Source organism: Vibrio mimicus CAIM 602 (assembly GCF_000338875.1).
GTDB classification, from domain to species: Bacteria; Pseudomonadota; Gammaproteobacteria; order Enterobacterales; family Vibrionaceae; genus Vibrio; species Vibrio mimicus.
The window spans coordinates 151,481-161,848 of record NZ_AOMO01000030.1 but is presented as its reverse complement, the minus strand read 5'-3'; the positions used below and the strand labels follow the sequence as shown (position 1 = coordinate 161,848).

Sequence of the window (10,368 nt, the reverse complement as noted above, 5' to 3'; positions counted from 1 at the left end):
ATAATGTACCGACTAACACGGTGGAAATCGCAACCCCGCCATGAATGCCACCAAACAGACGCCCCATTGATTCGAGTAACTGTTCCGCCAGCTTAGTTTTTTGCAGCACTAGCCCCATAAACACGAACAGCGGCACTGCCATCAATACCGTGTTTTCCATAATCGATTGAATGCGGTAAGGCATAAACGCAAACATCTCTATGCCTTCTGCCCAAACACCAAAAATTAGTGCAATACCGCCAAAGGTAAACGCCACAGGAAAACCGATTAAAAGCGCAAACAGGGCAACGAAAAACATCACAATACCAATCATACGTTTCCCTTACTTCGTTTGGTTGAGGTCTGCATGGATCAAACGGGGGTTAAACACTTTATTAAGCGAGTGGATAACAAGGCCAACACCACTCACCGCCATAAATGTAAAGGCGACGGGAATCATGGCTTTGATAATCCAGCGGTAAGGTAGGCCACCCGGATCACCGGAGGTTTCGCCAAGCTCATAGCTTTCCTTGGCAAAATCGATCCCGTAATAGACCACCAACAGACAAAATGGCAGGAGGAAAAACAGCGTGCCAAGCACATCAATGACGGCTTGCGCTTTCATGGATAAACGTTCATAGAACAAGTCGACTCGTACATGACCGCCCGCTTTAATCGCGTAAGGAATACCGAGCAAAAAAACGGTGGCAAACAGATGCCACTCTAATTCTTGAAATGCGATAGAAACATCATTGAAGGCGTAACGCATCACAACGTCATACACCACATTCGCCACCAACAAGATAAACAAAACGCTGGAGATCCACCCCAGCAGATCGCTGAGGCGGTTAAATATCCGCTCAACATAAATCAGACTTCTCATTCTCAACTCCCTGTCGAATCAAATTGCTCCGTGTCACCAATGTGCACGGAGCTTTATTGTTATGTACTTTTCTTGGGCTTCCTAGACGTAGTTCAACATATCATTGCGATTCACTGTTGAGATAAGCGCGTAATGAGATGTCTGTCCAACTGCGTGTTTGATTTAGATAATTGGCTTGCGATTCTTGGATTTCTTTAGCAAGAGGATCTTCCGCAGCATGTTTTGCTAACAGACGGTCATTCGCTTCACGCAACGCTTTGATAACAGGTGCTGGGAAAGTTTTGACTTTGACATCTGGATACTCTTGGGTGATAGAAGCCCAGTTTTTGCCACTTTCATGCACAGACTGTACATACATGTCATAAGCTGCGGTGCGCATTGCGACACGCAAGATTTCACGCAGATCTTCTGGCAATTTCTCCCATGTACGCTTGTTGACTAAGAATTGCAGCTCCGTTGCTGGCTCATGCCAACCTGTGTAGTAATAAGGGGCAATTTTGTGGAAACCCATACGTAAATCGAGCGATGGGCCTACCCATTCCAACGCATCAATCGTGCGGCGCTCTAATGAGGTATACAGCTCTCCCGGAGCAATATTGGTTGGCTTAGCACCAAGCTCTGCTAGCACTTCTCCCGCAAAACCAGGGATACGCATTTTCAGACCTTGAAGATCTTCAACAGTGTTGATCTCTTTTTGAAACCAGCCACCCATCTGCACATCGGTATTACCACCTGGGAAAGAAAGCATGTTGTGTGGCGAGTAAACTTTATCCATCAACTCCATACCACCACCGTGATAAAACCACGCGTATTGCTCCGCTGTAGTCATACCGAAGGGCATAGAAGTAAAGTACAGCGTGTTCGGCACTTTGCCTTTCCAATAATAGGAAGCTGAATGTCCCATATCGTATTGGCCTGATTTCACCATATCAAACACACCCAGCGGCGCTTTATGTTTGTTGGCAGAATCAATACGGATCTGCAAACGGCCATTGGACATTTTCTCTGCCATTGCCGCCATGTTCTTTGTGGTGTCACCAAAAATCGGGAAGTTCGGCCCCCAAGTTTCAGCCAGCGTTAAGCGATAAACTTTTTCTTCAGCAAACGCGGAAGTCGCCAGCAGCGAAACACCTGCTGCAATGACCAGCACGCTCCGTTTAATGACTCGTGATACAGATTGATGGATAAGACTCATTGTTTGACGTCCTTGGTTATCAATACCTGCGCACCCTGCGACAGGCTCGTCAACAATGTGGTTGATTTTCACTGCAGAAAAAATCGGCGAGACCACGCAGCCTAGTAACAACTGTCAATCGCTACTTAGCCATTCGTTGTAAGTAAAAATACGTAGAACAAAAACATATTATCAATAGAATCAGTAAGATAAACTATATTTTTAAATTAAATAGACTAATTAGTACGTAGTAATTTCTGCGGGATAGGATTTTAAAGAAAAGAGTAAAAACTGTGACAAAGGTATGGTCAAACAGCTTGAGGTTTGGATAAAAGGAAACAAAGCTCCTAGAGGCGGAGCTTTGTGGCTGGCTTACACCGCCAGAGTGTAAGTCACTTTATTACCGGCTTGGTTTTTCTCGACCAGCTTTTCATCAAGCAGCTTCTTCAGTGCGCCTGCGGCCCATGCTGAGGCTTTCGCTTCGTCTTGACCTGCGATCAAACCGATCGCTTTTGGGTTAATGCCTTCAACGGCATCACGCACGATTTCAAGAACTTGTTGTTGTTTCGGAGTCAGTTGGCAAATCACAGTGGGTGCTGCCGCTTGCTCTACTTTGTGTGCCGAAGGGGCCTTTGAGTGCACGGGTTGCGCTTTCTGTTGCACAGATGTGCTCGGTTTCACCGTCGCTTTTACCGTAGCAAGGTTTGCAACGATCGCTTTAATGCGCTTTTGCAGTTTAGCCTGCACTTTACGCTTATGAGCTAGTCTCATCGGGTCGGTCTCCATTTCATTGCCCTAAGGCAACCATAAAATTTTGAAGCGCGCTTTATAACAAATTACGCCCGCCGTTTGTAGGGATGAGGTCAAGTTCTCCGCGACAATTGATCTTCTAGCCGATCGCATGGTTATAATTTGTGCGGAGTGTTTCGAAAACGGGGAACGCATGACCACTTTGCAACTATACAATCATCAGTTCCATTTCACTCCGAGAATCATCAAGGGGTTAGTTTTACTCGCCACTGCACTCATCATTTTAGTGCTCTGGATTGCGCAATCTGCCATGCAAGCCTTAATTGGCATACTGGCGCTTTTCACATGGGGAGGGCTTGCCTATTGGTTGATTCTAAAAGGGCAAGTCGCTTACACGCTGACCGCAACCCATTTTCAGCAGCATTTTTATCAAGGTGGATGGGTTGTGAAATGGAATAACATCAGCCAAATCGGCGTATGCAGCTATGAGCGCGAAGGGTGGCATCAGCCATTGCCGTGGGTGGGGATTCGTCTGAAAGATTATTCGCCTTACCTTAGCAGCATTTGTCCTCGCCTCTCGACCCAAGTACTACTTAGCCAACGCGCCCTGCTCTACCTTGGTGCTCAGCAACTAGCCAAGCAGGATCAATTTGAAGATTTGGTTTTAGACTCAACCCCTTACATGGATGCAAAAGGCAACCAATACACCGGGTTACAAGCCATGCTTGCCAATCGAATGCAGTATCAACGGGAATTCTTTGGGTATGACGTGTTTATTGCAGAACAGGATTTAGATCGAAGCGCGGAAGAATTTGTCGGATTGGCTCGGCGCTATCTTGCCGCCGCCGAGCCAGAGCGTAATCCGTAGAAAGGGATTTAATAAAGAGGCATTTCGTCCGCTACGTACGGGTTATTGGCACGTTCACGGCCAAACGTCGATTTAGGCCCATGGCCGGGAATAAAAGTCACATCATTACCCAATGGCCACAGCTTATTCTTAATCGAAGCGATCAGAGTATTGAAATCACCTTGTGGGAAATCAGTACGGCCAATGCTGCCGTTGAATAGCACATCGCCCACAAACGCCAGTCGAGCTGAATCACTAAACAACACGACATGGCCAGGTGTATGACCCGGAGTGTGAAGAACTTGCAGGGTTTGCTTACCAAACGTGACCACGTCACCGTCATTCAGCCATTGATGCGGTTCAAATGCTTCAGTAAGAGGGAAACCAAACATTTTGCTTTGGCCTTCTAAGCCTTGCAGCCAGAAGTTATCTGCTTTATGTGGGCCAACAATGCGTGCACCACCTAAGGCTTCAGCCAGTGGCTCTGTGCCTCCAACATGATCAAGATGACCATGAGTTAGTACCAGTTGGGTGACTTTCACGCCGAGTTCGGCGATCAACATAGCCAGTTGTTTCACATCACCGCCCGGATCCACCACTACGCCTTCCATGGTTTCATCGCACCACACGATAGAACAGTTTTGAGAAAAAGCCGTAACCGGCACCACCTGATATTGTAAAGACATAAACCTATCCTGTCTGGTTCTTAACTGGCAGGCACTATGTCACTAACGCCTGCCTTTGACAAGTTAGGCACCAACCCATTGACGGACAGGCCCAGTATCGATGTGAATAAATCGGCTTTTCGGATAGTAACCAACACCACCCGCTTGCAAGCTGATTGCCGCTTCACGGATTTTCTTCAACGAAACACCATCTAAACGAAAATCGATGGCTTGGCCGGACATGTGGTAGCTTTTTTTCGCTACGCCTTTTGACTTACTGCGTAGCTGTTTGTTGGTCGCCGGAGAACGATAACCAGAGACAATATGCACTTCGGCTTGTGTCCCTAGCAATTGTTGAATCTGACACAGTTGATCAAACAGAACTCTGTCCATGGCATGAACTTCATCACGGCGAAAATCACGACACAAGTGATTCAGTCGCTTCAATTCGGAACGTACATAGTCTTTGCCATTGAAATAGCGCGTTTCAATACTCTCGCCTGTGTGCAAATTGCTTAATGCCAATTCTCTTGGCTTAGCGGCATAACTCGCGAACGCGATGCTTGGCGTACAGGCGGCTAAAATCAATCCACCCGCGGTCAGTTTTAAGAAATCTCGTCGTGTTGTCTGCACTTTTTACCTACTGAACTTGGCTCTCTGGGTACGGAAAGTACCGGACTCTGGGTTCGATATCAAATGCATAAAACGTGCTAGGTATCACTAATTCAAATGACTAATCCGCTTATTCATTGAGCAATAAAGGAAATTTTCCGCTGTCAAATTTTGGTCAAATTTGGATACGCATCACCATTGCTGATTGAGGAGGAATCATAACGATAAATATCATCTCGATACTGCAGCGCTCCGCCTTCATACCAAACGGTTTGGTAGATGATTTGTACTGGGATCCGTTTCTTAAGCGCAATCGCTTGAGTGTATGCAGGCAACTCGTTCAGCACTATACCTTGCTGCTCCAATAAGGTTTGCGCAAATTTTTGTGCATTTTCAACACGAATACAGCCAGAACTAAACGCGCGCGATACGTTGTTAAACAGATGCTTACTTGGAGTGTCATGCAGATAAATGGCGCGTGAATTCGGGGTATTGAATTTGTACATGCCGAGTGCATTTTGCACTCCAGCCTGCTGACGCATACGGTAAGGGAAAGTCTCTGGGTTGATGTTTGACCAATCAATGAGCTGTGGATCTAACACTTCGGGATCACTCCAGCTACGAATTATCTCTATCTGATGTCGGGCAAGGTATTCACTATCGCGTTTAACCATTGGCAGAATATCTTCCACCATGATTTTCCGAGGCACATTCCACATCGGGTTGATGATCAATGAGTCAAGTTTAGTGTTCATCACCGGTGTGGGGCGAGTTACCCGGCCAACCACCACTTTTGCTCCAAACACTTCCCGACCCGAGTCCCAATATTTCATTTCAAAACCGGGGACATTCACGACAATCACCGTACCTTGCTGCGTCGACCACAATCGAATACGTTCAGCGTTAAGCGCTAACAAAGCCAGCCTTTCAGTCACTGACTTATTCAGCCATTTCATGGTTTCTGGCCCTATCACACCATCAGGTTTTAACCCATGCATGTTCTGAAACTGCTTTATCGGTTTCACTAAGGTCTGATCGTAAAACGTAATATCGTCACGAACGTCAGTCACATCAAGATTGACCAGAGACAGGCGACGCAATAACGCATCACGATGCGTTAACGGATCACCGGGACGTTTTAACCCTGTCTGCTCATAGAGAGGGATATCATGAGATTCAGTCGCTAATAAGAATTGATAGGTGTTCAATAACTGCTGATAAGCAGGATCTCTCGGCGTATATTCATCAACCAACTGGTCGAGGGTTTTCGAGCCCACCGCCATATGTAAAGCAAGCAATCCTTCTTCACTGGGTGCCTCAAGCGGCTTTGCTAGCGCCGCTTCAAAAAACCACGGAATACCTACTTTCGGAGCCAGCTCTGCATAACTTAGATACTGCAATAAGGTATCGGTTGCTAAAAGATCATACTCATACCACTGATTTTGCTGGCGGTAGGTACGCATAAGTGACAATTGACGATTAAAAAACGGGCTAAAACCCGCACGATGAATCACTTCTAGCTGGGCTTCAAAATGGTTCGCTGTGGCTAAATCACTCCACAATAATTGGTCATTATTGTTTTGGTAGATCTGTTCTACCAGTTCGGAATTAGCCATTTGCTCATAGATGGAAGAAGCGGAATCAATCCAACCTAGCTCAACAAAGCGCTGAGCAGCAGAACACGGAATAACAAAGAATAATAACGCGATAGCAACGACAACTCTGCTTTTCATCAAAACGCCCTACTGGCCTACGATGATGTAAGTATGGCAAAGGAAAGCCGCTAATTTAAGCGATCTATCGATAATTTTTTAATGATGTCTCGATTTTATCGTCTACCGTTCAGCATGGAATGATTCAAAAATAGGACATCGTTCTTTTGGTTAGTTATCTCCCAAGATGAGACTCCATGCTTGGGAGAGTTGCAACCTGCAACGCAGGAAAGCAGAAAACTTGTCGTTTATCCAATCGCCGACCAATGGTTATCCCACATCACATTACTCATGTGAGTTTGAGCGTGCTCTGGTGCCGATTGCAAAATGATTTTCCCAGAACCCGAACTCACCTGAAATGCACCATGGCGAACCACGACGCCAGAAGCATCTGACAGAGCGGCAAGCTCCACCAGTTCGCCCGTGGCTTTAGACCAAATTCCATAGCAATTTCCCGGGGGTGAAGTCGCAAGAATCCACTCCTCCGTCGCAGCAATACTCGCAATGTAGTGATTGAAACGCGCCCACTGTTCGGGCTCTGCTTGCAATGGAATGAGTGGCCCTGAACCTTTGTGCATGGCGACCAACGACGGATAATCATCCGGCTGGCCGCGATACTGCTGACCACACAAGACGGTTTGCGCACCATCATGCGCCAGGTGACGAATGCTCAAATGACGATCGGCAAGCGTGATTTGCTCTAATACCTCACCTTGTGCAGAGAGGTAGGTCAAATTCGGCTGCATGGTGTCCAGATTCAGTGGCTCACGTCCAAAGGTATGCACACCACCAACCCCCACCACCAAGCGACCATCTGCCATCAAGATCACTTCGTGTGGGCCAACACCAAAGCCGCTGAATTCAGCGACTTTCTGATAGCGTTCAGCAACCTCATAAACGCCGATCACGCCACGGCTGTTTTTTTGCTCCCCCTCCGTGGCATACAAAAAGCGGCCATCTGCCGAAAACACACCATGCCCGTAGTAGTAACGCTGTGCATCGGCAGGACGCAGCACAATTTGCTGCGCCGTTTGGTAATCAAACACCGACATAAACTGTCCCGGTCGCCGTGCAAACGCAACGGCCTGTGGCAAATGAGGGTGAATGGCAATCCCATGCCCTCTGGCTGGCAGAGGCAATTGGCCAATTTTTTGTCCCGCGCTATCGGCCATTACCACACTGAAACGCTCTCGCCCCTCAATCGCGCAGCCAACTAAGGCACACGCGATGATGGTGTGGAGCTACAAGCATTGACCAACCAAGGTGTACAGCCACCAAACAGTGCCGCTTTCAGCAAATTGCGGCGAGTTGCATCAGTCACCATCGGTTGCATTAAACCCAATCACCACGCCAAGCCCTACCGCCACTTCATCGTGCAGCAAATAGTTCAGTTGTTCGAACTTATCACGCAGTACTAACACCTCTCGATACCCTGCTTTGGTTTGCAGCATGTCAAACAGGCTAGCTTGTTGCGGCCATGTTTCGATAATCCCCGCGAGCTGATCGGAGACGCGATCTGCCGTCGTTACCATACCTTGCTCGCGCAGCATGGCATCCAGCCCTTGTCCATCGGCATGATACAACGCCTGAATCGCTAGCAAGTTATAGCGCATATTACTGAGCGAGGTTTTAGAACGCCATGATTCGGAAAAATACGGCCGTGGCTGACCAATGTTCGCCAGTGGTCGATTAAGTTTAGAGAGAGCAAACTCAAGTTGATTAGAAAGCAGAGCGATGTACTCGGCTCGCCACGCTTGTTCATCCAGCGTTTGCCACGGGTTATCTTGCCAAGCCTGTGCAATATTTTGCGCATTACGCTGCACATGGTGGCTAATCGCCATCGCGGTAGGACATGCCTGTTGTGGCTCAGTCAATAGAACGGATTTGCTATCGAAGATCAGCCATTCCAATGCACCAAGACCTTGTACCGCGACACTCTGTTTCGCAATGTCATCCGCCGTCCATGCTTGAGGCTGAGCCAGTAACTGCTTCATCTTATGCCCAGTCGTGTCTTTTTTATCAGGCCAAAACTGCATATTCCAACTTAGATCCAGCGCCGCACTCGGGCCACGCTGCTGGCCTTGCAAACGCATCCACGCTTGCATACTGGCTTGCCACTGCTGTTTAAGTAATGTGGTGTCTCCATTCGGCGCTTGGCAATATTGAGTCACACTCTGCTGCAACTGTCCGGTCTGCTCAGCGAGAGTTTCTGCATATTCACGTTCTAACTCGAACACCGCTTGGCTGGAATGGTCAGGATTTGAGGCACTCTGACATGCGGTCAGTAACGACAGAACCAAAAGAGTCAGCGTTTTTTTCATCCTCATCTCCTACAGCGAATTCAAAAAGGCAATCAGCGCTTCACGCTGTGCTTTGTCAAATTGCAGTACCTTGTCGCGGCTCGCTTGCGCTTCACCACCGTGCCACAGTACCGCTTCCATCACGTTGCGTGCTCGACCATCATGCAAGAAATAGGTGTGTCCATTCACCTCTTGGGTATAACCGATCCCCCACAAAGGTGCGGTACGCCACTCACGTGCGGATGCTAACGCTTCCGGGCGACCATCACTCAAGCCTTCGCCCATATCGTGCAACAGCAGATCCGTGTAAGGCTGGATACGCTGCTTTGAGAGGGCAGGACGATCGGCATTTTCCTGAGTTACGACTTCTGTTTTATGGCAAGACTGGCAGCCCGCTTGGGCAAACAGTTTTTCACCCAATTGCACCTGAGGATCTTGCACGTTGCGACGCACGGGAACCGCTAAGTGCTGAGCATAAAACTCCACGAAATCCAAAATGTTGTCGCTGACCTCTGGTGAACCACCACTCGGTAGCTCGCGGCATAGCGTCTGTTTTTCCGTGCAGTTTTCTTGTGGAAACAGGTGGCTGGTTAAACCCAAATCACCATTAAAGGCGGCCGCATTTTGCTGCATGATGTTGGGCTGCCCTGCTTTCCAACCAAAACGGCCAATCGCAGTTTCACCCGTTCGTACATCTCGGACTTGATTGACTCGTCCGGAAATGCCATCACCATCGCGATCTTCTGGATCTGCCCACTTCAGTAAGGTTTGGTCTGCAATCCCTTCCAAAAGCCCAAGTCCAATCATTGGCGGCGCTACCCGCGCCGACATTTGCACATCCGGATGCATTTCGCCATAAGCGAGATCCAAGATTTTCAAATTCGGTTTACGCAAAGCAACAGGAGTACCATCCGCAAAAGTGACCACCACTTCATCATAAGTGATATGAATACGCCCTTCGGGCTTTTGATCTGGCAGCGCAAAATCTTGTAGCTGACCACCATAAGTGGGTTCAGGCACAACGCCATTGAGGGCATAAGTCGCTTTCTGTTGCTCAGTCACGGCCGGAATACTCAAACGCACTAGCATGGAAACCGCGTGTGTATCATTAGGTTCCGGCGGATGACCGCGCCCATCTTTGATGTGGCAGTTTTGACAGCCATTGGTGTTAAACAAAGGCCCTAAACCATCACGAGCATCCGTTGAAGCGGGTGCAGGTACCCAAGGGTTACGGAAAAAACTGTTCCCCACACTAAAATCAAGGCGCTTGGTAATCGGTAAATTGGTCGCTGGCATAGAAAAGGCGTTCACCCCTTCCTTGGTGGTACTGGTATCACCACCCGATTTAATCTCCGCAGCCAAGGCAGAACTGCTCAATACGGCACCCAACAGCAGCAGAGATAAAGAGGACTTCATGACATTGTTCCTGTAAAAACAACCCAATCC

General features: G+C 48.1%; 10 protein-coding genes and 1 pseudogene. 1 reads left to right on the top strand and 10 read right to left on the bottom strand.

Features of this window, described 5'->3' with window-relative positions; all coding sequences use genetic code 11:
- The 4 genes from D908_RS09335 to D908_RS09350 all read right to left on the bottom strand — a co-directional run.
- Positions 1-313: TRAP transporter large permease subunit (locus D908_RS09335; protein ID WP_005524590.1), on the bottom strand; the 313-nt coding region annotated here is incomplete at its 3' end.
- Positions 314-322: 9 nt separating this feature from the next.
- Positions 323-862, bottom strand: a complete 540-nt coding sequence (locus tag D908_RS09340) for a TRAP transporter small permease subunit (RefSeq protein ID WP_001257142.1) — start codon at positions 860-862, stop codon at positions 323-325.
- Positions 863-962: 100 nt separating this feature from the next.
- The gene (locus D908_RS09345) at positions 963-2,057 is read right to left on the bottom strand and encodes a TRAP transporter substrate-binding protein (protein ID WP_005524588.1); all 1,095 of its coding nucleotides are present in this window, start codon (positions 2,055-2,057) and stop codon (positions 963-965) included.
- Positions 2,058-2,408: 351 nt separating this feature from the next.
- The gene (locus tag D908_RS09350) at positions 2,409-2,807 is read right to left on the bottom strand and encodes a hypothetical protein (RefSeq protein ID WP_005524586.1); all 399 of its coding nucleotides are present in this window, start codon (positions 2,805-2,807) and stop codon (positions 2,409-2,411) included.
- A 172-nt stretch (positions 2,808-2,979) separates the two neighbouring features.
- Here D908_RS09350 and D908_RS09355 point away from each other — a divergent pair, with 172 nt between their 5' ends.
- The gene (locus tag D908_RS09355; protein ID WP_005524584.1) at positions 2,980-3,654 is read left to right on the top strand and encodes a DUF2982 domain-containing protein; all 675 of its coding nucleotides are present in this window, start codon (positions 2,980-2,982) and stop codon (positions 3,652-3,654) included.
- An 8-nt stretch (positions 3,655-3,662) separates the two neighbouring features.
- On the opposite strand, the gene D908_RS09360 is transcribed toward D908_RS09355, so the two are convergent.
- The 6 genes and pseudogenes from D908_RS09360 to D908_RS09380 all read right to left on the bottom strand — a co-directional run bounded on the left by D908_RS09360 (position 3,663) and on the right by D908_RS09380 (position 10,338).
- Entirely contained in the window at positions 3,663-4,319 is a 657-nt protein-coding gene (locus D908_RS09360) for an MBL fold metallo-hydrolase (RefSeq protein ID WP_005524583.1), read from the bottom strand.
- Positions 4,320-4,382: 63 nt separating this feature from the next.
- Positions 4,383-4,931 (bottom strand): peptidoglycan L,D-endopeptidase MepK, encoded by a 549-nt coding sequence (mepK, locus tag D908_RS09365; protein WP_001195149.1) that lies wholly within the window; start codon positions 4,929-4,931, stop codon positions 4,383-4,385.
- Positions 4,932-5,074: 143 nt separating this feature from the next.
- Positions 5,075-6,643, bottom strand: a complete 1,569-nt coding sequence (locus tag D908_RS09370) for a L,D-transpeptidase family protein (protein WP_005524582.1) — start codon at positions 6,641-6,643, stop codon at positions 5,075-5,077.
- Positions 6,644-6,870: 227 nt separating this feature from the next.
- Positions 6,871-7,946, bottom strand: a pseudogene (locus tag D908_RS0119405) (DUF1513 domain-containing protein).
- Positions 7,936-8,943 (bottom strand): imelysin family protein, encoded by a 1,008-nt coding sequence (locus D908_RS09375; RefSeq protein ID WP_005524581.1) that lies wholly within the window; start codon positions 8,941-8,943, stop codon positions 7,936-7,938. Before D908_RS09375 ends, D908_RS0119405 begins: the two are co-directional and overlap by 11 nt.
- Positions 8,944-8,952: 9 nt before the next feature.
- Positions 8,953-10,338, bottom strand: a complete 1,386-nt coding sequence (locus D908_RS09380; protein WP_005524580.1) for a di-heme oxidoreductase family protein — start codon at positions 10,336-10,338, stop codon at positions 8,953-8,955.
- Positions 10,339-10,368 lie beyond the last annotated feature (30 nt).

What these genes read in the sequence shown, in the direction of transcription:
- D908_RS09340 (WP_001257142.1), bottom strand. Translation starts at nt 862, where the DNA reads ATGAGAAGTCTGATTTATGTTGAGCGGATATTTAACCGCCTCAGCGAT.
- D908_RS09345 (WP_005524588.1), bottom strand. Translation starts at nt 2,057, where the DNA reads ATGAGTCTTATCCATCAATCTGTATCACGAGTCATTAAACGGAGCGTG.
- D908_RS09350 (WP_005524586.1), bottom strand. Translation starts at nt 2,807, where the DNA reads ATGAGACTAGCTCATAAGCGTAAAGTGCAGGCTAAACTGCAAAAGCGC.
- D908_RS09355 (WP_005524584.1), top strand. Translation starts at nt 2,980, where the DNA reads ATGACCACTTTGCAACTATACAATCATCAGTTCCATTTCACTCCGAGA.
- D908_RS09360 (WP_005524583.1), bottom strand. Translation starts at nt 4,319, where the DNA reads ATGTCTTTACAATATCAGGTGGTGCCGGTTACGGCTTTTTCTCAAAAC.
- D908_RS09370 (WP_005524582.1), bottom strand. Translation starts at nt 6,643, where the DNA reads ATGAAAAGCAGAGTTGTCGTTGCTATCGCGTTATTATTCTTTGTTATT.
- D908_RS09375 (WP_005524581.1), bottom strand. Translation starts at nt 8,943, where the DNA reads ATGAAAAAAACGCTGACTCTTTTGGTTCTGTCGTTACTGACCGCATGT.
- D908_RS09380 (WP_005524580.1), bottom strand. Translation starts at nt 10,338, where the DNA reads ATGAAGTCCTCTTTATCTCTGCTGCTGTTGGGTGCCGTATTGAGCAGT.